Consider the following 23,775-nt stretch of genomic DNA (forward strand, 5'->3'; position numbering starts at 1 on the left):
GTGGACGTACGTACGTGCGTGCGGTGCGGGGTGCGGGGGGATGCGGGGGAGGGGCGCGGTCAGCCCTTGGTGCCGCCGGCCGTCAGACCGGTCACCAGGTGCTTCTGGACGAGCAGGAAGACGATCGACGCGGGTATCGCGATGAGCACCGACGCGGCGGTCATGGAGCCCCAGTCCGCGCGCTGGTCGGAGGCGAAGGTGCGGATGCCCGCGGCCAGGGTGGAGTGGTCGCTGCTCATGAACTGGGCGGCGTAGGCCACCTCGCCCCACGCGGTCAGGAAGCTGTAGAAGGCGGTGACGGCCAGGCCCGGCCGGGCCAGCGGCACGATCAGCCGCCAGAACGTGCCGAACGGCGTGAGCCCGTCGACGCGGCCCGCCTCGTCGATGTCGCGCGGGATGGTGTCGAAGTAGCCCTTGAGCATCCAGGCGCAGAACGGCACCGCGATGGTGCAGTAGACGAGGACCAGGCCGGCGTAGGTGTCGATGAGGTCGAGCTGCGCGAGCAGGTTGTACAGCGGCACGATCAGCACGGCCATCGGGAACATCTGCGTGACGAGGAAGGTCCACATCAGCGACTTGTGCCCGGGGAAGCGCATGCGCGAGATCGCGTAGCCGGCGCTCGCCGAGACCAGCACGCCGAGCACGGTCGTGGCACCGGCCACGATCACCGAGTTGCGGAACCACGTCGGGAAGTCCGAGTGCAGCAGCACGAAGCGGTAGTTGCCCAGGCCCAGGTGGTGCAGCACCTCGTGCGGCTGCTGCCAGGCGGAGCTGGGGCCGAGCGAGATGAACAGGATCCACAGCACGGGGAAGACGGCGATCGCGCTCGCGACCAGCAGCGTGGCGTGCAGGGCTATCGAGGCGCCGCGGCTGCGTTCGCTCCGGGAGCGGCGCCGGACGGCGGCGGGCCGGGCGGTCGTGGGGGCGGCGGCCGGGCCGGTGTGGGTGGTGGCGGTCATGGTGATCCGGCTCCTAGGCCTGCTCGGGCTTCAGCTTGCGGCGGTAGAAGGTGGAGAAGGCCACGAGGATCAGCAGGATGACGATCCCGTAGGTGGCCGCCCCCGAGTAGTCGGAGACCCCGGTGAACGCCTTCTCGTAGGCGTAGGTGACGAGGATGTCCGTGTCGCCGGTGGTGTTGTTGCCGAGCAGCAGGTAGATGATCGCGAACATGTTGAACGTCCACACCGTGCTGAGCAGCACCACCGTGCTGGTCACCGGGCGCAGCCCCGGGAGGGTGACGTTGACGAAGCGCTGCCAGGGGGAGGCGCCGTCCATCTCGGAGGCCTCGTACAGCTCGCCCGGGATCGCCTGGAGGCCGCCGAGCAGGGCGACCATCATGAAGGGCACGCCGACCCAGATGTTCACCATGATCACCGCGATCTTCTGCGACAGCGGCGAGCCGAGCCAGTCCTGCGCGGGCAGTCCGACGCCGGTGAGGATGTCGTTGAACACGCCGTACTGCGAATTGAGCATGAGCCGCCAGGCGAAGACGCCGATGAAGGCCGGCACCGCCCACGGCATGATCAGGCACAGCCGGTAGAACAGCCGGAACTTCACCTTGCGGTTGAGCAGCATCGCCATGGCCAGGCCGAGGGAGTAGGTGATCGCGACGCACGCGACCGTCCACACCAGCGTCCACTCCAGCCGCGGGTAGAAGTCGCCGTCCTTGCCGGACAGCACCTGCCAGTAGTTGTGCAGGCCCACCCAGTGGTAGCTGGCGCCGATGTGCACCGGGCCGATGTCCTTGGCGACGTTCGTCTCGTTGGCGTTCGTCAGCGACAGGTACGCGCCGTAGCCGAGCGGGTAGAAGACCAGGACGGCCAGCACGATCACGACCGGGGCGACCATCGCCCAGGCGTACCAGTACCGGTCCCACGAGCGCCTGAGCGCGGTCATCAGGCCGGGCCGCGGCTGGCGCGGCGGGCGGGCGGCCGTCCCCGGGGCGGGGTCGTCCATGGTGGCGGTGGTCATCGCTCCTCGGCTCTCTCGGCTGTGCCACGGCGGTGCGTGGGGATGGCGGGCGTACGGCGGGGGTGCGGCGGCGGGGGGACCGGACCGGCCGGCCGGGCGCGTGGACCCCTGCCCGCGGGTAGCGGGCGGGGCCCCGGCCGGCCGGTCCGGGGTACGCGGGCGGCTACTGCACGGTGTAGCCCGGCAGCAGCTTGCCGAACTCCTTGGCCGCCGCGTCCAGGCCGTCCTGGACCGAGGTCTTGCCCTGGAGGATCTTGATGTACTCCTGCTGGAGCGGCGTGAACAGGCTGCCGACCTGCGGGAGCGCGACGCGCGGCCGGGCGGTGTCCATGATCGGCTTGAAGCCCGCGATGGTCTGGTTCTTCAGCACCTCGGGGGTGTAGGCCGACGTCCGGGTGGGCAGGGTGCCGTTCTTCGCGGCGATCGTCTGCTGGCTGGCCGAGGACGTCATGAACTGGGTGAAGAGGTAGGACGCGTCCAGGTTCTTCGAGCCCTGGTAGACCGCCAGGTCGTGGCCGCCGGTCGGGGCCTGCGCCTTGCCGGTCGAGCCCGCCGGGACGGGGGCGTAGCCGAGGTTGTCCGCCTTGCCCTGGAAGGCCGAGCCGGTCAGGTCGTCGCCGACGGACCAGGGGCCCTGGATCAGCATCGCGACCTTGCCGGTCTTGAAGGACGTCTGCATGTTGTCGTACGCGCTCGCGAAGTCGATCTTCAGCGAGGACGTGTCGTAGATCTTCTTCGCCTCGGTGACGGCCTTGACCGCCTCCGGCGAGTTGATCGTGACCTTCTTGCCCGACGGGTCGGCCAGGTCGGCGCCCTCACCGAACAGCACGGGGAAGAGGAAGTACGAGTCCGGGTTGATGTACGTGCCCGCGACGCCGGGGACCTTCGCCTTGATCGTGGCGGAGTCGGCGATCAGCTCGTCCCACGTGGCCGGCGGCTTGGCGATGCCGGCCTTGGCGAAGATGTCCTTGTTGTAGAGCAGGCCGAGGGTGTCGGTGACCGACGGCACGCCGTAGGTCTTGCCCTCGTACTTGGTGGTGTTCATCGGGCCCGTGAGGAAGTCCTGCGTGTCGCTCAGCGCCGCGGTGCCGTCCAGCGGGGCGATGTAGTGCAGCGAGGCGTACTCCGGGATCAGACCGACGTCGGTGCGGATCACGTCGGGCGCGCCCTTGCCGCTCTGCGCCGCCGCCTTGAACTTCTGCTCGACGGTGCCGAAGTCGACGTTCTGGTAGTCGACCTTGATCTTCGGGTACTTCGCCTCGAAGTCCTTGATGAGGGCCTGGTAGGTCGGGGCCTCGTTCTTGGCGTCCGAGGTGTCCCAGTAGGTGATCGTCCCGGAGACCGCCGCCGGGTCCTTGGCGGGCGCCGCCTTGTCGCTCTTGTCGCTACCACTACCGCCACAGGCGGTTGCCCCGAGAACGATGGCCGCGGCCATCGCCACGGCGGATATGCCGCGTCGCATACCTGACTCCTTGATGAGGGAAGTGCCCGTTCGCCCAGGCCAGGCTGGCTGCCGGCCGATGTCGTCCCTGCGGGGCCGTCGGGCTGGGCAGGAAGGTAACAGCGTTGTAATGGCTTGCGAAAGAGGCTGCAAGAAATTTTCTGCAAGATCCTTCATCCGTGACGCGCCCGTGACCTGCGCGTGCTCCGGCGTACGCCGTACGGCGGGCCGCTCGTACGCAAGCCCGGGCCGTACCGGCGGGTGCGCGGCCGGTACGGCCCGGCGCGCGGGCGGGTCCGGGCGCGGGGTGAACTGTCGGACGACGGGAAGTGGTTACAGACTCTTGCTGCAACGGCCCTCGCGGGGATACCTTCCCGGACAGCTTCGGCACCGACGCCGCAGTGGCGACCGGTTCATGCGCGTGGACCCGGGCGCGAGGCTGTCCCCAGCAAGGAGAACCGCCCGTGGCCCTGGACTTCAGGCTGCCCGCGTACCGGACCCGGACCCGGACCCGTAACCGCCGCCGCCGTATACGGCGCGTGGCCACGGCCACCGCCCTCGCGGCGCTGGCCGCTCTCGTCCCCCTCGGCCCGGCCGCGGCTGCGCACGGCGCGCCGCAGCCGCCCGCGCCGCCGTCCGACCGGGCGCTCGCCGGGCAGGCCGCCCGGCACGACGACACCCGCGAGCAGTTCTACTTCGTGATGCCCGACCGCTTCGCGAACGGCGACCCGTCCAACGACCGCGGCGGCCTCACCGGCAGCCGCCTCGCCACCGGCTACGACCCCACCGACAAGGGCTTCTACCAGGGCGGCGACCTCAAGGGCCTCACCCAGAAGCTGGACTACATCAAGGGCCTCGGCACCACCGCCATCTGGATGGCGCCGATCTTCAAGAACCAGCCCGTGCAGGGCACGGGAACCGACGCGTCAGCCGGCTACCACGGCTACTGGATCACCGACTTCACCCAGGTCGATCCGCACTTCGGCACCAACGACGACCTGCGCAGGCTCATCTCCGCGGCCCACGCCAAGGGCATGAAGGTCTTCTTCGACGTCATCACCAACCACACCGCCGACGTCGTCGGCAACACCGACAACACCTACGGCTACCTCGCCAAGGGCGCCTTCCCGTACCTCGCCGCCGACGGCACGCCCTTCGACGACGACACCTACGCCGACGGCACCAAGGGCTTCCCGAAGGTCACCGCCGCGTCCTTCCCGCGCACCCCCACCGTGCCCGCGGACCAGCGGCACACCAAGGTGCCCGACTGGCTCAACGACCCCACGATGTACCACAACCGGGGCGACTCCACCTTCGCCGGCGAGAGCGCCGACCAGGGCGACTTCAGCGGCCTGGACGACCTGTGGACGCAGCGCCCCGAGGTCGTGCACGGCATGGAGCAGATCTACGAGAAGTGGGTCGCGGACTTCGCGGTCGACGGCTTCCGCATCGACACCGTCAAGAACGTCGACATGCCCTTCTGGACCCAGTGGGCGACCGCCCTCGACGCGTACGCCGCCCGGCACGGCCGCAAGAACTTCTTCCTGTTCGGCGAGACCTACGACGCCGACCCCGCCGTGACCTCCCCGTACGTCACCCAGGGCCGCCTCGACGCGACGCTCGACTTCCCCTTCCAGGACGCCGCCCGCGCCTACGCCTCGCAGGGCGCCCCGCCCGCCAAGCTGGCAAACGTCTACGGCCAGGACTACCGCTACACCACCGACAAGGCCAACGCGTACGAGGAGGTCACCTTCCTCGGCAACCACGACATGGGCCGCATCGGCAGCTTCCTCGCCCAGGACAACCCCGGCGCGAGCGACGCCGAACTGCTCAGGCGCGACGAGCTGGCCAATGAAGTGATGTTCCTCGGCCGCGGCAACCCGGTCGTCTACTACGGCGACGAGCAGGGCTTCACCGGCGCCCCCGGCGGCGACAAGAACGCCCGGCAGACGATGTTCGCCTCGCACGTCGCCGACTACCTCGACGACGACGAGATCGGCACCGACCGCACCGCCGCGAGCGACGCCTACGACCCGCAGCACCCGCTCTACCGCACGATCGCCGCCCTGTCGCAGCTCACCAAGGCCCACCCGGCGCTGCGCGACGGCGTCCAGACCGAGCGCTACACCGCGACCGGCGACGGGCCCGGCGTCTACGCCTACTCCCGCACCGACGCCGCGAGCCGCGACGACTACCTGGTGGCCGTCAACAACGCCACCACGGCGCAGAAGGTCACCGTGCCCACCGGCAACACCGCGGGCGCCGCCTACACCGGCCTCTACGGCACGACCGGCACCCTCACCACGGACGGCGGCGGCAGCCTCACCGTGACCGTGCCGCCGCTCCAGGCCGTCGTGCTGCACGCGGCCAAGCCGCTGCCCAAGCCCGCGACCGCGCCCCAGCTCACCCTCACCGCGCCCGCGGCGGGCGCCACCGGCACCGTCGAGCTGTCCGCCGACGTCAGCGGAGGCGGCCTGAACCGCGTGGTGTTCGCCGCGCAGGTCGGCAACGCCCCCTGGAAGGTGCTCGGTTCGGCCGACCACGCGCCGTACAAGGTGACGCAGGTTGTCGCCGCCGCGACGGCCGCCGGAACCCCCGTGCGCTACAAGGCCGTTGTGGTGGACGCGAGCGGGCGCACCGCCTCCGCGACCGCCGCGACGGTGACCGGAACGGCCCCCGTCACCGCGCCGCCGACCGCGATCAGCCACGACTACGCGATCGTGCACTACAAGCGGTCTGATGGGGGCACCTCCCAGGCCGGAGGCTCTGGGGGAGACTACGCCGACTGGAACCTCTACGCCTGGGGCGACATCGCCGACGGCGAGGCCACGACCTGGCCCGCCGGGCACGCCTTCACCGGCCGCGACGCCTACGGCGCCTTCGCGTACGTCAAGCTCAAGCCCGGCGCCACCAGTGTCGGCTTCATCGTCGTGAACAAGGACGGCGTCAAGGACACCGACGGCGACCGCACGATCGACCTCACCACCAGCGGCGAGGTCTGGATCAGCCAGGGCAGCCCGGCCGTGGCCACCAGTGCCCCGGACGGCGCCTACCCGCCGCAGGACACCACCAAGGCCGTCCTGCACTACCACCGCGCGGACGGCCAGTACGACGGCTGGGGCCTGCACACCTGGACCGGCGCCGCGAACCCCACCGACTGGAGCGCGCCGCTCAAGCCGACCCGGATCGACTCCTACGGCGCCGTCTACGAAGTGCCGCTCGCCGCGGGCGCCACGTCGCTGAGCTACATCCTGCACAACGGCGACACCAAGGACCTGCCCAGCGACCAGTCCCTCGACCTCACCGGCACCGGCCACGAGGTGTGGCTGCTGGACGCCACCCCCGCCTACCTGCTGCCGCAGCCCCAGGGCAGCGGCGCCGACCTGGACCTCGGCAAGGCGCAGGCCCAGTGGATCGACCGCGACACCGTCGCCTGGCAGACCACCGCCCCCTCCGCCTCCCAGCAGCTCGTCTACGCGGCGGACGGCGGCATCACCGTCAAGGACGGCGCCCTGTCCGGCGAGGGCAAGTGGCTGCGGCTGACCAAGGTCCCCGGCGGCCTGACCGCCGCGCAACTCGCCAAGTTCCCCCAGCTGAAGGGCTATTCCGCCTTCAGCGTCGACCCGCGCGACCGCTCCCGGGCCCGCGAGGCGCTGCGCGGCCAGATCGTCGCGACCCAACGAGCCGCGAACGGCGCTCTGCTGGCGGCGACAGGCGTGCAGACGCAGGGCGTGCTCGACGACCTCTATTCGGCCGCCGCCCAACACGCCACGCTCGGCCCGGTGTTCGACGCCCACGGCAGGCCCAGCCTGTCGGTGTGGGCGCCGACCGCGCACAAGGTCGCGGTGGAGATCGGCGGAAAGTCCGTACCCCTGCGCGAGGACACGGCCAGCGGCGTGTGGTCGGTCAGCGGCCCCACGTCCTGGACGGGCAAGACGTATCTCTTCGACGTGACGGTGTGGGCGCCGAGCGTCCAGCAGCTCGTCGTCAACAAGGTCACCGACCCCTACTCCGTCGCGCTGACCGCCGACTCGAAGCAGAGCCTGCTGGTGAACCTCGACGACCCGAAGCTCGCCCCCAAGGGCTGGTCCGGCGAGCCCAAGCCCGCCGCCGTCCCCATGAGCCAGGCGCAGATCCAGGAACTGCACATCCGGGATTTCTCCGCCGCCGACACGACCGTCCCCGCCGCCGACCGCGGTAAGTACGCCGCCTTCACCGACACCTCGTCCGCGGGCATGACGCATCTGCGCGACCTCGCCACCGCGGGCGTCAACTACGTCCACCTGCTGCCCGCGTTCGACTTCGCGACCGTCCCCGAGCGCACCGCCGACCAGACCACCCCCGACTGCGAGCTGTCCTCGTACGGACCCGCGAGCGACGCCCAACAGGCCTGCGTCACCGCCCAGCAGGCCACCGACGCGTACAACTGGGGCTACGACCCCTACCACTTCACCGTGCCCGAGGGCTCGTACGCCAAGAACCCCGACGGCGCCGACCGCACCCGGGAATTCCGCCAGATGGTGCAGGGCCTCAACGGCGCGGGGCTCCGCGTCGTCATGGACGTCGTCTACAACCACACCTCCGCCGCCGGCCAGGCCGACACCTCCGTGCTCGACAAGATCGTGCCCGGCTACTACCAGCGGCTCATGCCCGACGGCTCCGTCGCCAACTCCACCTGCTGCGCCAACACCGCACCCGAGAACGCCATGATGGGCAAGCTCGTCGTCGACTCCATCGTCACCTGGGCCAAGGAGTACAAGGTCGACGGCTTCCGCTTCGACCTCATGGGCCACCACCCCAAGGCCAACATCCTCGCCGTCCGCAAGGCCCTCGACGCGCTCACCCCCGCCAAGGACGGCGTCGACGGCAAGAAGATCATCCTCTACGGCGAGGGCTGGAACTTCGGCGAGGTCGCCGACAACGCGCGCTTCGTCCAGGCCACCCAGGCGAACATGGCCGGAACCGGCATCGCGACCTTCTCCGACCGCTCACGGGACGCCGTCCGCGGCGGCAGCCCCTTCGACGCCGATCCCGGCGTCCAGGGCTTCGCCTCCGGCCTCTACACCGACCCCAACTCCTCCACCGCCAACGGCACTCCGGCCGAGCAGAAGGCCCGCCTCCTGCACTACCAGGACCTCATCGAGGTCGGACTCACCGGCAACCTGCGGCAGTTCAGCTTCACCGACTCCTCCGGCAAGAAGGTCACCGGCGCGGAGATCGACTACAACGGCGCCCCCGCCGGATACGCCGACGCACCCGGCGACGCCCTCGCGTACGCCGACGCCCACGACAACGAATCCCTCTACGACGCACTCACCTACAAACTCCCGGCCGACACCTCCGCCGCCGACCGCGCCCGCATGCAGGTCCTCGCCGAGGCCACCTCGGCGCTCTCCCAAGGACCCGCGCTCTACCAGGCCGGATCCGACCTGCTGCGGTCCAAGTCGCTCGACCGCAACTCCTTCGACTCCGGCGACTGGTTCAACGCGATCCACTGGGACTGCACCCAGGGCAACGGCATCGGGCGCGGACTGCCCCCCGCCGCCGACAACAAGGACAAGTGGCCCTACGCCACCCCGCTGCTCACCGACACCGCGGCGGTACCGGGGTGCGCGGAGATGGGCGCCGCGTCCGCCGCCTACCAGGACCTGCTGCGGATCCGCACCACCGAGCCCGCGTTCCGCCTCACCACCGCGGAAGAGGTCCAGCACGAGGTGGGCTTCCCCCTGTCGGGGGCGGACGAGACGCCCGGCGTCATCACGATGACGGTCGGCCCGCTCGTGGTCGTCTTCAACGCGACGCCGCGAGCCGCTTCACAGCGGGTGCCTTCGCTGGCCGGCCACGCGTACGGGTTGCACTCCGTGCAGGCCCACGGCTCCGACCCGGTGGTCAAGACTGCCGCCTACGCCCCCACGACCGGCACGTTCACCGTCCCGGCCCGCACGGTGGCCGTCTTCCACACCACCTAGCCCCTCCGGGGCCCGGGGTTCGCGCCCCGGGCCCCGCCGCGCGGCTCACCCGCGCCCCGGGGGGGTGCCACTTGCGGTGGCAGTTCGCCTTTCCCCCGGTGGGGGCTGAGCGCGCAGTTCCCCGCGCCCCTGAAAAACGGGTGCTGTCCCACGCACCGGCACCCAGTGCCCTGGAAAACCGGGTGCTGTCTCACGCACCGGCGCCCAGTGCCCTGGAAAACCGGGTGCTGTCTCACGCACCGGCGCCCAGTGCCCTGGAAAACGGGTGCCCGCGCACCGCGTACATCACCCCCACCGGCAGGTAGCCGCCAGTCCGGCCTGGAGGGGGACGGTGCGGGGTGCCCCCGCAGGAATGCGCTGGGAGGGGCTCACCTACTACGTAGGAGGGTGAAGGCGCATTCCGAGGAGGTGCCCCGTGGCGGCCCCCGACCCGCCCACCGGCGCGCCGCGAAAGGGGCGCGTGGGGGTACCTCCCAGGCGAAGCTCTGGGGGAGAACGGCGCGACCAGCCCCCACCAAGGGAAGGTCGCGCGGCGAACCGTGCAACGCGCCCCGGGGCGTCCCCGGCCTAGTCCCCCGTCAGGGGATGCAGCGTCAGCCCCGACTTCGTCGTCGCCGTCAGGGTCGCGCGGGCACCGCGCGTGGCGGGGGTCGCGAAGGTGGGGCCCGTGCCCCGCGCCGTCACACCACCGCTCGCCGCGATCGATGTGACGTCACGGCTCCCCGCGGCCAGCAGGTACCACCGCCCCGCGGGGGACTGCCACATGACGCCCGCCATGACGTTCCGCCCGAAGCTGCTGCAAGCACTTCCGTCGCTCTGCTTGCCCGCAAGGGTGCCCGGCGCCGCCGCGAGCGCGGTCGGCGGGACGAACTGGACGGTCGCGCGGCCGGGCCCGCGCCACGTGTCGGCCCGGTCGCACGTCCAGACGCCCTCGCCCGCCTTCTCGGGCAGCGCGCTGCGTGCGAACTGCCAGTCGTTGACGGCCCGTACGCCCTCGCCGCGCAGCTCCCCGAGCCGGCACGCGCTGTGCGCCCAGCTCACGAGCGCGGGTGTGCCGGTCGCCTCGCGGGGATATGCGGCGGGCACCCCGGCGGCGGGCGGCGGGGTGAAGGTCAGATGGACGGGGCTGAGGTCGCCGAGGTCGGTGAGGAGGAACGCGTGCTGCTCGACGACCTTCGTCGAGGACCGCAGCTGCATCGCCGTCCAGGCGTTCCCGCACTGCCCCGCGGGCGCGCCCGCCCCGGGCATCCGGACGGGCCCGGTCGTGCCGTCGGGCGCGAGGGCGAGCGGCGCGGCCTTCTGGTCGGGCTTGAGCAGGTCGCGGGTCTCGGCCTGGGCGACCCAGGGGGCGGTCAGGAAGCGGGTGTTGCCGTCGATGCGGTCGACGACGACGGCCGCGGCGGTCGTGATGTCGGCGTCCGGGACCTGCGCGAAGTCCAGCGCGGCGCCCCCGCTGCCGTTGCCGCCGCGCGCCTCGGCGTAGCGGATGATGCGCAGCCCGTCGTAGAAGAGGACGACCGTGGCCTTGTCGGCGTCTCCGGCGTAGAGGAGCTGCGGCGGGGACGCGGGGCCGGTGCGCGGGGTGCCGGGGGTCGCGGAGACCTGGACGGTCGGGCCGGGGCTCGCCCACACCGCGAGGGCCCGGCGCAGCAGCGCGGTGTCGCCGGTGCGGCTGCCGCGCGCGGGCCACACGGTGAAGTCCAGCCGCCCGGTCGCCGTCCACGCGGTGGGCGCGACGCGTACCAGCGTGGCGGGGTCGAGGGCCTGTGCGGCGGGGCCGGACGCGGCGGCGGGGGAGCCGGCGGCGCCGGTGGGGGAGGGGGAGCCGCCGCCGGTGAAGGCGAGCAGGGCCACGCCGACGACCCCGGCCGCGGCGATCGCCGCCCCCGCGCGGGTGCGCTGCCGCCGTCGCAGCAGGTCGGTGGGGCGCATCTGCACCGTGCAGGGGTCGAACTCGCCCGCGGCCAGCAGCGCCGCGTCCCCGTCGAGCCCGGCGGCGGTGCGGACCGCCCCGCGCGGGTCGGCGGCGCCCGCCGCGTCCAGGACGTCGCGGGCGGCGGATTCGTCGAGCTCCTCGAAGCCGAGCAGCGCGTACGCGGCGCGCGCGGGTGCGGGGAGCGCGGCGAGGGCGCGGTCCAGGGCGAGTTCGTCGCTGCCGCCGGCCCGCGGGTGCAGCCGCAGCCCGAGCACGTACGGCAGCGCCGCCCCGGCGAGGGCTTCGCGCGCCCGCCCGCCGGCGCCGTGCGCGAGGGCGCCGCGCAGCACCTCGCGGCGCAGCAGTTCGTACGCCTCGGTGCCGTTGCCCGCGACGGCGCCGGCCCGCAGCGCGCGCTGCACGAGGCGGTGGGCGACGAGCACCCTGCGGTGCCGTGCGAGAGTCGCGGGCAGCGCGAGGTAGGCGAGCCGTACGAGCCGCGGGTAGTGCTCGACGAGTGCCGCCTCGGCCTCCGCCACCGCTCCTTGCGCGGCATGTTTCTTCGCGGACGTTCCGGTCTGCTGCACGGGTCGGCTCTTCACGCTGCGTCAAACGAGTGACCGGGGCGATGGTCACCCCGTGTACGCCGAAGGGCGCCCGCCGTGCACGGCGGGCGCCCTTCGGATGAGGAGCGGGGTTCAGACCAGTCCGGCCTTCTCCAGCGCGGTGCAGCAGGTGTCGACGATGAGCCGGGTGACCACGTACGGGTCGACGTTCGCGTTCGGGCGGCGGTCCTCGATGTAGCCCTTCTGGTCCACCTCGACCTGCCACGGGATGCGCACCGACGCGCCGCGGTTGGACACGCCGTAGCTGTACTCGTTCCACGGGGCGGTCTCGTGCGCGCCGGTCAGCCGCGCCTCGACGCCCGCGCCGTAGTTCTTGATGTGCTCCAGCGGCTTGTCGTCGCGGCCCAGCGACTCGGCGGCCTCGATGATGGCCGCGTAGTCCTCGCGCATGGCCTTGGTCGAGAAGTTGGTGTGCGCGCCCGCGCCGTTCCAGTCGCCCTTGGCGGGCTTGGGGTCGAGGGTGGCGGAGATGCCGAAGTCCTCGGCGGTGCGGTAGAGCAGCCAGCGCGCGACCCACAGGTGGTCGGCGACCTCCAGCGGGCTCAGCGGGCCCACCTGGAACTCCCACTGGCCGGGCATGACCTCGGCGTTGATGCCGGAGAGGCCGAGACCGGCGGCCAGGCAGTTCTCCAGGTGCTTCTCGACGACCGGGCGGCCGAAGATCTCGTCCGCGCCGACACCGCAGTAGTAGCCGCCCTGCGGGGCGGGGAAGCCGTTCTCCGGGAAGCCGAGCGGGCGCGAGCCCTGGAAGAAGGTGTACTCCTGCTCGATGCCGAACAGCGACTCCTGGTCCGCGAACTTCTCGGCGACCTCGCGCAGCGCGGCGCGGGTGTTGGACTCGTGCGGGGTGCCGTCGATGTTGAAGACCTCGCACAGCACGAGGACGTCGTCGCCGCCGCGGATGGGGTCGGGGAAGGACGCGACCGGCTTGAGCACGCGGTCCGAGGCGTGACCCTCGGCCTGGTTGGTGCTGGAGCCGTCGAAGCCCCAGATCGGCAGTTCCGCACCGTCGGCCAGGATCCGCGTCTTGGAACGCAGCTTCGCGGTCGGCGTGGTGCCGTCTATCCAGATGTACTCAGCCTTGTAGGTCACGGTGACGCCATCCTTGTCGAACGTGGGCGCGGGTGCGGCTGCCGAGCTGCGCTGATCGGACCGACCGCAGCGTCGCAAGGACGGTTTTCCCATCCATTGCCCTTGTGTTAACAGGACGTAACCGAGAGGACGGACACCCCCGTCCTGCGGCGTGAGACGGCCGTGTACCCCCGGACCTGGCACGACTAGGGTCCGAGCATGCCCCATACCACCGTGGAATACTCCGGAACGCTCACCGACGCCCTGGACAAACCGGGCTTCGGCAAGGCCCTGCACGAGACCCTCGTCACCGTCGCGGGCGGTCGTGCGGGCGGGTGCAAGACCCGTTTCGTACGCCATGACGATCTCCTGATCGGCGACGGCGAGCCGCACCACGCCATGATCCACGTCGAGATCGCGCTGCTGTCCGGCCGCACCCCCGAGACCAAGCGCGCCCTCACCGAGGCCGTCCTCGCGGCGCTGCGCGCGCACACCGCGCCCACCCCGCAGTACGCGGTCCAGTTCTCCGTCGATCTGCGCGACCTCGACCGCGACGCCTACGCCCGCCACGAAGAGCCGCGGACCGCGTCATGAGCGCCGCGTCCCCGCTGCGGGTCGGCCTGTTCGGCACCGGGCCGTGGGCCCGCACCATGCACGGCCCCGCGCTCGCCGCGCACCCCGGGGTGGAGCTGGCCGGCGTGTGGGGGCGCAGGCCCGAGGCCGCCGCCGCGGCCGCCGAGGCCCTCGGGACCCGCCCCTACGCCGACGCGGACGCGCTTGTCGCCGACGTGGACGCGGTGGCCGTCGCCCTGCCGCCCGCCCTCCAGGCACCGCTCGCCGCGCGCGCCGCCCGCGCCGGGCGGCACCTGCTGCTGGACAAACCGCTGGCCGCGACCGTCGAGGACGCCCGCGAGGTCGTCGCCGCGGTCGAGGCGGGCGGGGTGCGCTCGGTGGTCTTCTTCACCGTCCGCTTCGACCCCGCGGGCGCGGCGTGGATCGCCGAGCAGGCCGCGGCGGGCGGCTGGTACACCGGCCGCGCCGACTGGTACGGGGCCGTCTTCGGCGAGGGCGCCAGTCCCTTCGCCGACTCGCCCTGGCGCCGTGAGAAGGGCGGCCTGTGGGACGTCGGGCCGCACGCGCTGTCGGTGCTGCTGCCGGTGCTCGGTGACGTCACGGAGGTCGCCGCCGCCCGCGGGCCCGGCGACCTCGTCCACCTGACGCTGCGGCACGCGGGCGGCGCCTCCAGCACCGCTGCGCTGACCCTCACCGCGCCGCCCGCGGGCGCGGGCGTCGCGTGCGAACTACGCGGTGCGCACGGCGTCGTGAGCTATCCCGGCGCCGCCGGGATCGCGGGCGAGGAGGCGTACGCGCGCGCCGTCGACGCGCTGCTCGCGCCCGAACCCCACGCGTGCGACGCCCGCTTCGGGCTGCGCGTCACGGAGATCCTCGCGACGGCGGAGGCGGCGCTCGGCTGAGCGCGTGTCGCGGCGGTGTCGCGGCGGTGTCGCGGGAAGAAACGCACCCCGCGGGGGATTGTGGTGCTCATGAAGGCGATCACGTACCACCGCAGCGGCCCCGCCGCAGTCCTCGCGCTGACCGAGCGCGCCCGTCCGCTTCCCGGGAAGGGGGAGGTCCGGGTCGCGGTCAAGGTGTCGGGGGTGAACCCGACGGACTGGAAGGCCCGCAAGAACACCGCGCCGGACGGCGAGAAGGTGCCGAACCAGGACGGCGCCGGGGTGATCGACGCCGTCGGGGAGGGCGTGGACGAGGCCCGGCTCGGGGAGCGGGTCTGGCTCTGGGAGGCGGCCTGGTCCCGCCTGGACGGCACGGCCCAGGAGTACGTGGCGCTCCCGGCGCGGCAGGCCGTGCCGCTGCCCCCGGAGGCGTCCTTCGACCTCGGCGCGAGCCTCGGTATCCCCGCCCTGACCGCGCACCGCGCGCTGACCGTCGCCGACGGCGGCCCCGAGCAGCTCGCGCCGGGCGTCCTCGCGGGCCGTACGGTGCTGGTCTCGGGCGGCGCGGGCGCGGTCGGCAACGCGGCGATCCAGCTCGCCCGCTGGGCGGGCGCGACGGTGCTGACGACGGTGAGCAGCCCGGAGAAGGCCGCGCTGGCGGCCGCCGCGGGCGCGCACCACACCGTGGACTACCGCACGCAGGACGCCGCCGCGGTGATCCGCGAGCTGGCCCCGGACGGCGTGCACGTCGTCGTGGAGGTCGCCCCGGCGGCGAACGCCGCGCTGGCCGCGCGGGTGGCCGCGCCGGACGCGGTGATCGCGTTCTACGCGAACGACGCGGAGAGCGCCGCGGTGCCCACGTTCCCGTCGATGGGCCGCAACCTGCGCTGGCAGGGCGTGCTGGTCTACACCGTGTCCGCGGCCGCGAAGGACGCAGCCGTGGCGGCGGTGTCGGCGGCGGTCGCGGACGGGGCTTTCCGGGTGGGCGCCGAGGCGGGCCTGCCGCTGCACCGCTTCCCGCTGGAGCGCACCGCGGACGCGCACGACGCGGTGGAGGGCAACGTGGTCGGGAAGGTGCTGGTGGACGTCGCGTCCTGACGGCGCCGGGCGGGACGGGGCCGGGCCGCCGTCAGGACAGGAGCGCCTTGGCGGCGGCCTCCGCGGCGGCCTCGACCTTGTCGATGCCGGAGCTCTCGGACTTGTTGCCGTTCGACAGGACGGCCACCAGCAGCGTGTGGCCGTGGTACTGGACCTTGCCGATGCTGTTGATGTCCCACAGCCCGGTGGCGGTGCGCTGCAGCCAGCCGTTCTTGAGGGCGAAGCCGGAGCCGTCCTCGTCGGCGGCGGAGACGCCCCACTGCTGGCCCTTGGTGACCGTGCCCATCAGGCCGGTCATGTAGGAGCGGGAGGCCGCGGACAGGGGCGAGCCGTCGTCGTCGAAGACCACCCGCAGCAGCTTCATCTGGTCGGCGGGGGTGGTCTGGGTGAGCCCCCACAGGTCGCCCGCGCCGCCGGAGGTGTGCTTGAGGCCGAAGGTCCTGTTCGCGGAGTCCAGTCCGGACTTGCCGCCGACGGCGTGCCACAGCGCGGTGGCGGCGTTGTTGTCGCTCTGCCGGATCATGACCGTCGCCTCGGACTTCTCGGTCGAGGTCATCGTGGTGCCCGCCTTCTGGTGGCGCAGCAGCAGCGAGGCAAGGATGTCGACCTTGACGATGCTCGCGGTGTCGTAGGGCGTCGAGCCGTCCTCGTAGGTGGCCGCGAGGTCGCCGTCCAGCTCGCTGACGCTGACCGACAGCCGGCCCTGGCGCTGCCCGGACAGCGTCTTGATCGCCGAGCCGAGGTCCTTGGCCGCCTGGGTCGACGTCTTGGCGGCGGGCGTGGTGGGGGCCGCGGTGGTGGTCGGCGCGGGCGGCGTGGTGGACGCCGGGGCGCTGCTGGGGGCGGTGGTGGGGGCGGCCGTCGTGGTGGCGGCCGGCGGTCCCGCGTCGGAGGCGTCGTCCTTCGTGCCCGGGGACCGGTTGACGACGGCCAGCGTGACCAGTCCGATCGTGGCGAGGACGGCCGCGGAGACCACCATCGGGCGCTTCCACCAACGCGGCTTGGGCCTCCTCCGGTGGGATCGGGACCGCGCTTCGGCGCGCCCGCCGCCCGGCGGTTGTGGTGCATGCGTCATGAACCACGACCGTAGGAGCGGAATATTTCATTCTCCTAAGATTTTCGTACCGACTTGGCTGAAGGGCGTGTTAACCGCAGGTCAGGCGGTCAAGACCTCATGACCACTTCTTGCGTGACTTCTGTCAAATATTTCGCCTGATGCGCGATCTATTGCGGAGGCGTAACCCCGTCGTTACGATCCCCCGGACCACGGACTCCCGGTCCGCCGCCGGCGCTGGATCGGCCGCGTGCCAAGGGAGTTGCCAGCCGATCGGAGGGACCGGACATGGGTGTCACACGCCGGACGGTGTTACAGGCCGCACTTGCGGTCAGCGCAACCGGAGCGGTCGGAATCGGCGAGACGGCCCTCGCCGGAAGTGCCTCCGCGGCCAGTTCCGCGGGTGACGTTGTGGGCAAGATCACGGTCGGCTACCAGGGGTGGTTTGCGTGCATCGGTGACGGTTCGCCCATTAACACCTGGTGGCACTGGAGTCAGAACGGCGGGCAGGCGCCGTCGCCGTCCAACACGACGATCGTGGCGTGGCCGGACGTCCGCGAGTACACGAAGACGTATCAGACCGGTTACGCGGCGCTCGGGAACGGTCAGCCCGCGACGCTGTTCTCGTCGTACGACCAGCAGACGGTCGACACGCAGTTCCTGTGGATGCAGCAGAACAACATCGACACCGCCGCGCTCCAGCGCTTCAACCCCACCGGCGGCGAGGGGCCCAACCGGGACGCGATGGCGGGCAAGGTGCGCAGCGCCGCCGAGTCGCACGGCCGGAAGTTCTACATCATGTACGACGTCAGCGACTGGCTGACGATGCAGTCGGACATCAAGGCCGACTGGACCAACAAGATGAAGGCGCACACCGCCTCACCGGCCTACGCGATGCAGAACGGCAAGCCCGTGGTGTGCATCTGGGGCTTCGGCTTCGCCGACAACCAGCGCCCCTTCGCCCCCGGACCGTGCCTGGACGTCGTCAACTGGTTCAAGGCGCAGGGCTGCTACGTGATCGGCGGGGTGCCGACCTGGTGGCGTACCGGCGACCGGGACTCCCGCCCCGGCTTCGCGGACGTCTACCACGCGTTCGACATGCTCAGCCCGTGGATGGTCGGCCGGATCGGCAACGTCGCGGACGCCGACAACTTCTACAACGTCGCCACCGTCCCCGACCTGGCCGAGTGCGCGGCGCACGGCATCGACTACCAGCCGTGCGTGCTGCCCGGCTCGGTCACCGGCCGCCAGCGCGCGCACGGCGACTTCATGTGGCGGCAGTTCTACAACATGTGCCGCGCCGGCGTGCAGGGCATCTACATCTCGATGTTCGACGAGTACAACGAGGGCAACCAGATCGCCAAGACGGCCGAGTCCCAGGCCTTCGTCCCCACCAACTCCGGCTTCCTCGCCCTCGACGAGGACGGCACCGCCTGCTCCTCCGACTACTACCTGCGCCTGACCGGCGACGGCGGCCGCATGCTCAAAGGCCAGATCGCCCTCACCGCCACCCGCCCCACCCAGCCCACGGTCGGCGGGGGCGGCGGCGACACCACGGCGCCCACCGCGCCCGGCTCCCTGCACGCCACCGGGCACACCGACACCACCGTGTCGCTCGCCTGGACCGCGTCCACCGACAACACCGGCGTCACCGGCTACCAGGTGCGGCGGGTCGGCGGCGGCACGACCACCCCGGCGGGCAGCACCACCGGCACGTCCTTCACCGTGACCGGACTGACCGCCGCCACCGCGTACACCTTCGACGTCGTCGCCTCCGACGCGGCCGGCAACACCTCGGCCGGCTCCAACCAGGTCTCCGTCACCACCGATGCGCCCTCGGGCACCACCGACCTGGCGCGCGGCAAGCCCACCGCCGAGAGCAGCCACACCCAGACCTACGGCTCCGGCAACGCGGTCGACGGCGACCAGAACACCTACTGGGAGAGCGCCAACAACGCCTTCCCCCAGTGGCTCCAGGTCGACCTCGGCAGCGCCCTCCCCGTCAAGCGCGTCGTCGTCGACCTCCCGCCGGCCGCCGCCTGGGCCACCCGCACCCAGACGATCACCGTGCAGGGCAGCACGGACGGGAACAACAACCCCGGCACGCTGCTCGCCGCGACCGCCGTGACCTTCAACCCGGCGACCGGCAACACCGCCACGCTCACCCTGCCGAGCGCGGTCACCACCCGCTACGTCCGGCTGGTCTTCACTGCCAACACCGGCTGGCCCGCGGGCCAGGCCTCCGGGCTGCACGTCTACGGAGCCTGACAGCCCGCGACGCGCGGCCCGCGAGACCGCGGCGGCGGTCCGGCCATGACACCATCCCCTGGCCGCACCGCCGCCGCACCCACACCGTCCCGTCCCGCCGCACCCACACCGCCCCGCCCCGCGGCCGGTCAGCGCAGGATGCCCGCCGCGGTCGCCGCCTTCAGCCAGGCCGGGAGCTCGGTGAGGATACGGTCGTACAGCTCGGCGTCCGACAGCCGCGCGATGTCGTCCACGGCGAAGAAGCCGACGTTGTCCACCCGCCGCCCGGCCATCGTGTCCAGGTGCTCCAGGACGCCGTAGCCGCCGTTGCCGAGGCCCACGAACTGCCAGAAGATCGGCTCCTCCACCGCCGCCCGCAGCTCCTGCTCTATCTCCTTGTTGCGGTGCACCCCGCCGTCGGAGAAGAACAGCACGAAGGTGCCGTACGGCGACGGCGCCGACCGCACGTAGTCCCGCACCTGCGCGATGACCTTCTGCTCCTCGTTCTGGATGCCGATCTGCCGCATGTCCACCTGGCCCGGCTGGAGCCCCGTCGGGGGCTTCTTGCGCTTGCGGCCGAACGCGAACTCGCCGACCCGCACGTGCAGCGGGATCCAGCTCGGCAGGTCGCCCAGCATCAGCGTCGGCAGCCGCGCCGCGTTCGTCGCGAAGGTCCAGGCCTCCATGGTGCCGTCCGTGGTGAGCTGCGCGGCGACCGCCGCCATCCGCTCCACCACACCCGCGACCACACCGGCCGCGTACATGTGCGACATCGAGCCGGACGCGTCCAGCACCAGCACGATCCGCACCCGGGCGTTCTCCGCGCCGTGCTTGCGCAGGCTGACCGCGACCTGCTCCTTGCGCAGCGAGAGCCGCTTGCGCATGTCGAGGGGCAGGTGCTCCTCGCCCTTGACGAGGTTCGGCGGCGCGGCCTGGCCGCCGTACGAGGGGGTCCCGTAGCCGGGCGCCGGCTGCCCGTACGCGGGCGGGGGCGGCAGCGGCGCCGCGGGACCGGCCGGCGCGGTGGGCGCCCCGTACGGGCCGGGCGGCGGCGGAGGAGGCGGCGGGACCTGGCCGTACGCGGGGGCGGGCGGCTGCCCGTACGCCGGGGCCGGGGGCTGCCCGTACGCGGGCGGGGGCGGCTGCGGGGCCGGCCACTGCTGGGCGGGCGGCAGCGGCGGCATGGGCGCGGCCAGCGTCGGCGCCGCGTGCGGAGGCGGCGGGGGAGCGGGCGCGGCCCGCGGCGGTACGGGGGCGGGGGCCTGCGCGGGGACGGGCGCGGGCTCGTCGTCGACGCTGATCCCGTAGTCCGTCGCGAGCCCCGCGAGGCCCGACGCGTACCCCTGCCCGATCGCGCGGAAGCGCCAGCCCCCGTCGCGCCGGTAGAACTCGCCGCCGACCAGGGCGGTCTCGGTCGTCGCCGTGACGTCGAAACGCGCGAACTCCACGCCGGAGGCCGCGTCCAGCAGCCGCAGCCCGAGGCCGCTGAGCGAGCCGAAGGTGCCGGTGTGCACGGAAGCGGCGAGGACGACCCGGTCCACCGCCGCCTCCAGCCGGGCGAGTTCGACCTCGACGGTGTCGGTGTGCGCGCCGCCCGCCTGCTGCTTGCCGGTGTGCCGGACCGCGCCCGAGGCGTGCCGCGGCTGGTTGTAGAAGACGAAGTCGTCGTCCGAGCGCACCTTCCCGTCCCGGGCGAGGAGCAGCGCGGAGGCGTCCGGGTCCGTTCCCCCGGGGGGCCCCGCGGCCCATGTCAGCACCACCCGTACGGCGGTCGCGGTGACCGGTGTGTTGGCACCCTTGCTCAGCGGCTTCGACGTCATGCGGCAAGTCTGCCCCGACCGGCGGCGGTCCGGAATGTCTTCGGGCCGCAAACCGTGGCGGCGCTCCCCGGCCGCAGACGCTGACGGCAAACGCCGCGCGCGGACTCTAGGCTGGCGCCATGCCGTCGTACACCATCGGACAGGCCGCGCGCCTGCTCGGCGTCAGCCCCGACACCGCCCGCCGCTGGGCGGACGCGGGCCGGGTCGCCACCCACCGCGACGAGGCGGGCCACCGGGTCGTCGACGGGCGCGACCTGGCGGCCTTCTCCGTCGAGATCGCCCAGTCCGCCGACCCCGAGGTCGAGCCCTCCCGCACCTCGGTGCGCAACGCCTTCCCCGGCATCGTGACGGCCGTCAAGCTCGGCGACGTCGCCGCGCAGGTGGAGATCCAGGCCGGACCGCACCGGCTGGTCTCGCTCGTGACCCGCGAGGCCGTCGAGGAGCTGGGCCTGGAGGTCGGCGCGGAGGCGGTGGCCCGGGTGAAGTCGACGAACGTCCATATCGACAGGGCCTGACCCCCGGCGCCGCTATGTCGGCAGCGGCCCGGCCGCTACTTCAGCAGCCGCGACATCCGCCGGTCGGCGAGCGGCTTGCCGCCGGTCTGGCAGGTGGGGCAGTACTGGAGGGCGGAGTCGCGGTAGGACACCTCGCGGACGGTGTCGCCGCACACCGGGCACGGCTCGCCCTTGCGCCCGTGCACCCGCAGCCCGCTCTTCTTCTCGGCCTTCAGATCGCGCAGCGGCAGCCCGCGCGAGCGCTCCACCGCGTCCGTCAGCGTCGTCCCGATCAGCTCGTACAGCCGCGCGACCTCCTCGGGCGTGAGGCTCGCGGCGAGCTTGAAGGGGGACATACGGGCGGCGTGCAGGATCTCGTCGGAGTACGCGTTGCCGATCCCGGCGATCACGCCCTGGTCCCGCAGCACGCCCTTGATCTGCCGCCGCTCACCCGTGAGCAGCCCGGCGAAGACCTCCGGCGTGAAGTCCGCCGCCAGCGGGTCGGGCCCGAGCCGCGCGACCCCCGGCACCTCCTGCGGATCGCGCACCACGTAGACGGCCAGCCGCTTCTGCGTCCCGGCCTCCGTGACGTCGAACCCCGCCCCGCCCACCAGCCGCACCCGCAGCGCGAGCGGCCCCTTCCCCGGCCGCGGCGGCGCCTCCGCGACCTTCTCGCTCCACCGCACCCAGCCACCCCGGGCCAGGTGCATCACCAGCCACACGTCCCCGGCCCGCAGCCCGAGGAACTTCCCGAACCGCCCCACCTCGTCCACCCGCCGCCCTTCCAGTACCCCCACCCCCGGCTCGTACGTCTTGAGCGCGTGCACCCCCACGGCGTACACCTTCTCGACGGTCTCCCCGACCACCCGCTCCCCGAGAAACCCCCGCAACGCTTCCACTTCAGGCAATTCCGGCATGCCATCCAGTGTGCCGCGTTTCCCTCCCTACGGCCGTGGGGCCCCGGTCACAGGACCGTGAAGCGGAAGTAGACCGCGGCGGACCCGGCGGTGAAGGCGCTGCCCAGTACGTCGCCCCGCTCGGTGATCGCGTCGACGGAGATGCCGTCGAAGCCGGGCGGCGGGGCGAGGTCGATCAGCTCGCCCGCGCGCCACAGGAAGGCGCCGTAGGAGCCGTCGGCGCGCTGGGAGACGCCCGCGACCTGGCGGGAGTCGTTCACGCCGACCGGGTACGCGAGCCTGCCGCCGAGGGTGCCGAGGTCGGTGAGGGTGCCGGCGCTCCACAGGAAGGGGCGGTTGCCCGCGGGGGTGCCCGCGACGCCGACGAAGTCGCCGGTGTCGTCGAGCGCCCGGTGGATGACGGGGTCGGACACCCAGGCGCTGCTGCCGTCCGGGCCGGTCACGGTGTCGAGCGCGCCGCCCGACCAGCGGAAGACGCGCGGGTTCGGGCCTCCGTCGGGCGCGCTGAAGTCGCCGACGACGTTCCCGCAGGCGTCCGGGCCGATGACGCCCTGGAGGCCGGGCACACCGGCGAAGTCGGTGACCACCGCGCCGTCCCGCCACAGGAACGCGCCGTGCGGCCCGCCCTGCGGCACGGCGGTGCTCACCAGGACGTCGCCGCGGTCGTTGATCCCCGCCACGGCCAGGCCGCGGCCGCTCAGCGCCTCGACGGTCGTCACGGTGGTCCCGTCGACCAGGCAGACGGTGTTCCAGGTGGCGGTCTCCCCGCTGGGCACGTCGTAGCCGCGGACGGCGGCCCGTCCGGCGTTGTCGAGGGCGTAGGCCCTGCTGTACGCGGTGCCGATGTCCAGCACCCGGGGCACCCCGGCGGTCCACAGCGTGGCGTGCTCGCGGCCTGACACGGTGTAGTAGCCCGCGGCCTGGCCCCGGTCGTTGAGCCGGGTCGCACCGCAGTCCACGGCGTCCGCCACCGGCGGCGGCAGCACGGTGACCTGCCCGTCCGCCCAGATCGCCGAGGGCCACCGGGGCGTGGCCCCCTCCCCGGCGTCGATCATGCCGAGCACCTGCCCGGCCCGGTTGACGTCCCTGATCTGCACCAGCGGGTTCGACCCGTCACCGTCGGCCAGCGGCCGCGCCACCACGGTGTGCCCGCCGCAGGCGTACCTGCGCACCCCCGCGGCCACGGGCCTGCCCGCGGCCCGCGCCGGGGCAGCCGCCAGGCCCGTGGCGCCGAGCACCGCCCCCGCCACTAACGCCCGGCGGCCGACCCTCTGTCCCGCGTCGCCCATCGCGTCCCTCCCCTTCCCGTCCTCCACGCGTGTACCGCGTGCCTCTGGAGGCCGATGATGCGGCCGCGCGCGCCGCCGGACCACCCCCGTGCACGTACCGAAGTGCGCGAGGGCGCCCGGCGAGTGGCCGCGGTCACATATTTCCCTCACGCAGCGCGCGCCTTTTCTCGCTCGCGGTGAATACTGTGCGGGCCCTTTGTGATGCCCTCTACGAGGCGTGGGTCACATACTAGGCCGCTTAGTGGACCTCGGCCGCCCTGTCGCACCGGATATCAGCGCCGCATAAGTGTGCTACGAATGCACCCCGTAGTGGAGGTCTTTGACCCGGGGATCCGCGCCCCCTAACAATTCAGGGGTCCCGCTACGGAAGAGGTAATTTCCCCATGCAGCTCCCCACGATTCCGAAGAA

Annotated in this window: 15 protein-coding genes; 6 read left to right on the forward strand and 9 right to left on the reverse strand. The window is 72.6% G+C overall.

The window, feature by feature from the left end; all coding sequences use genetic code 11:
• Nucleotides 1-59: 59 nt before the first annotated feature.
• The 3 genes from ACH4PY_RS27040 to ACH4PY_RS27050 form a co-directional block, all read right to left on the reverse strand.
• Nucleotides 60-959, reverse strand: coding sequence for a sugar ABC transporter permease (locus ACH4PY_RS27040; protein WP_398188124.1), 900 nt, complete (start codon nucleotides 957-959; stop codon nucleotides 60-62).
• A gap of 13 nt (nucleotides 960-972) precedes the next feature.
• Nucleotides 973-1,971, reverse strand: a complete 999-nt coding sequence (locus tag ACH4PY_RS27045; RefSeq protein WP_398188127.1) for a carbohydrate ABC transporter permease — start codon at nucleotides 1,969-1,971, stop codon at nucleotides 973-975.
• A gap of 163 nt (nucleotides 1,972-2,134) precedes the next feature.
• Nucleotides 2,135-3,433 carry an extracellular solute-binding protein gene (locus ACH4PY_RS27050; RefSeq protein ID WP_398188131.1) on the reverse strand — a complete coding sequence of 433 codons (1,299 nt, stop codon included), beginning with the start codon at nucleotides 3,431-3,433 and terminating at the stop codon, nucleotides 2,135-2,137.
• A 518-nt stretch (nucleotides 3,434-3,951) separates the two neighbouring features.
• Here ACH4PY_RS27050 and pulA point away from each other — a divergent pair.
• Nucleotides 3,952-9,381 (forward strand): pullulanase-type alpha-1,6-glucosidase, encoded by a 5,430-nt coding sequence (gene pulA / locus ACH4PY_RS27055; RefSeq protein WP_398188134.1) that lies wholly within the window; start codon nucleotides 3,952-3,954, stop codon nucleotides 9,379-9,381.
• Between the two features lie 567 nt (nucleotides 9,382-9,948).
• Here the strand turns inward: pulA and ACH4PY_RS27060 are convergent.
• Together ACH4PY_RS27060 and glnII are read right to left on the reverse strand one after the other, a co-directional pair.
• On the reverse strand, nucleotides 9,949-11,835 hold the full coding sequence (locus ACH4PY_RS27060; protein ID WP_398188137.1) for a hypothetical protein: 1,887 nt from the start codon (nucleotides 11,833-11,835) through the stop codon (nucleotides 9,949-9,951).
• Between the two features lie 159 nt (nucleotides 11,836-11,994).
• Complete coding sequence (gene glnII / locus ACH4PY_RS27065) at nucleotides 11,995-13,014, reverse strand: glutamine synthetase (protein ID WP_398188139.1); 1,020 nt, start codon at nucleotides 13,012-13,014, stop codon at nucleotides 11,995-11,997.
• Nucleotides 13,015-13,212: 198 nt separating this feature from the next.
• Between glnII and ACH4PY_RS27070 the strand changes: the two genes are divergently transcribed.
• From ACH4PY_RS27070 to ACH4PY_RS27080, 3 genes are all read left to right on the forward strand, one after another.
• Entirely contained in the window at nucleotides 13,213-13,587 is a 375-nt protein-coding gene (locus ACH4PY_RS27070) for a 5-carboxymethyl-2-hydroxymuconate Delta-isomerase (protein ID WP_398188142.1), read from the forward strand.
• 14 nt (nucleotides 13,588-13,601) lie between these two features.
• Entirely contained in the window at nucleotides 13,602-14,468 is an 867-nt protein-coding gene (locus ACH4PY_RS27075; RefSeq protein WP_398188196.1) for a Gfo/Idh/MocA family oxidoreductase, read from the forward strand.
• 69 nt (nucleotides 14,469-14,537) lie between these two features.
• Nucleotides 14,538-15,545, forward strand: coding sequence for an NADPH:quinone reductase (locus ACH4PY_RS27080; RefSeq protein ID WP_398188144.1), 1,008 nt, complete (start codon nucleotides 14,538-14,540; stop codon nucleotides 15,543-15,545).
• Nucleotides 15,546-15,576: 31 nt separating this feature from the next.
• Here the strand turns inward: ACH4PY_RS27080 and ACH4PY_RS27085 are convergent, their stop codons facing one another.
• Nucleotides 15,577-16,524, reverse strand: coding sequence for a serine hydrolase (locus ACH4PY_RS27085; protein WP_398188147.1), 948 nt, complete (start codon nucleotides 16,522-16,524; stop codon nucleotides 15,577-15,579).
• 363 nt (nucleotides 16,525-16,887) lie between these two features.
• Here ACH4PY_RS27085 and ACH4PY_RS27090 point away from each other — a divergent pair, with 363 nt between their 5' ends.
• On the forward strand, nucleotides 16,888-18,867 hold the full coding sequence (locus ACH4PY_RS27090) for a discoidin domain-containing protein (protein WP_398188150.1): 1,980 nt from the start codon (nucleotides 16,888-16,890) through the stop codon (nucleotides 18,865-18,867).
• A gap of 128 nt (nucleotides 18,868-18,995) precedes the next feature.
• Here ACH4PY_RS27090 and ACH4PY_RS27095 read toward each other — a convergent pair whose 3' ends face one another.
• Nucleotides 18,996-20,666 carry a VWA domain-containing protein gene (locus ACH4PY_RS27095; RefSeq protein ID WP_398188153.1) on the reverse strand — a complete coding sequence of 557 codons (1,671 nt, stop codon included), beginning with the start codon at nucleotides 20,664-20,666 and terminating at the stop codon, nucleotides 18,996-18,998.
• Nucleotides 20,667-20,785: 119 nt separating this feature from the next.
• Here ACH4PY_RS27095 and ACH4PY_RS27100 point away from each other — a divergent pair, with 119 nt between their 5' ends.
• The gene (locus ACH4PY_RS27100) at nucleotides 20,786-21,181 is read left to right on the forward strand and encodes a molybdopterin-binding protein (RefSeq protein WP_398188156.1); all 396 of its coding nucleotides are present in this window, start codon (nucleotides 20,786-20,788) and stop codon (nucleotides 21,179-21,181) included.
• 35 nt (nucleotides 21,182-21,216) lie between these two features.
• Here the strand turns inward: ACH4PY_RS27100 and ACH4PY_RS27105 are convergent, their stop codons facing one another.
• Nucleotides 21,217-22,077, reverse strand: a complete 861-nt coding sequence (locus tag ACH4PY_RS27105) for an Fpg/Nei family DNA glycosylase (protein ID WP_398188159.1) — start codon at nucleotides 22,075-22,077, stop codon at nucleotides 21,217-21,219.
• Nucleotides 22,078-22,124: 47 nt separating this feature from the next.
• Complete coding sequence (locus tag ACH4PY_RS27110) at nucleotides 22,125-23,366, reverse strand: hypothetical protein (protein ID WP_398188162.1); 1,242 nt, start codon at nucleotides 23,364-23,366, stop codon at nucleotides 22,125-22,127.
• Between the last annotated feature and the right edge of the window lie 409 nt (nucleotides 23,367-23,775).

This window comes from Streptomyces sp. NPDC021224 (genome assembly GCF_044332905.1).
Taxonomy (GTDB): domain Bacteria; phylum Actinomycetota; class Actinomycetes; order Streptomycetales; family Streptomycetaceae; genus Actinacidiphila.